The sequence below is a fragment of the Pseudoalteromonas sp. CR1 genome (assembly GCF_019392235.1).
Taxonomy (GTDB): domain Bacteria; phylum Pseudomonadota; class Gammaproteobacteria; order Enterobacterales; family Alteromonadaceae; genus Pseudoalteromonas.
In genome coordinates, this window is sequence record NZ_JAHXRM010000389.1 from 1 (window position 1) to 257 (window position 257).

The window sequence follows — 257 nt, forward strand, 5'->3', positions numbered from 1 at the left end:
CGTGCGCTCTTGTAATTCAGTTCGGCGGTGGCTAATTTTTGATAGTGCTTCTGCCGTTCGATTTGCTCTGGCTCGAACTCAGCGGCAAGTTGAAGCTGAGCCATCAGCCACAATGATTGGTCGATTCTGCTCACAGCTTCGGATAGAGGCCGTAGGATTTCGGACAGCTCTTTCATGGTGACTGGTTTGTCATTGCTCATGGGCCTACTCCTTGTGATTCATTGAATTCTTCTGCCAGTAGCGCACGCGTACCGCGT

General features: G+C 51.0%; 1 protein-coding gene. It reads right to left on the reverse strand.

Annotated features, from left to right (window positions below; genetic code table 11):
- On the reverse strand, positions 1 to 200 hold a 200-nt coding region (locus tag KZZ04_RS19850; protein WP_219423978.1), incomplete at its 3' end, for a hypothetical protein.
- Between the last annotated feature and the right edge of the window lie 57 nt (positions 201 to 257).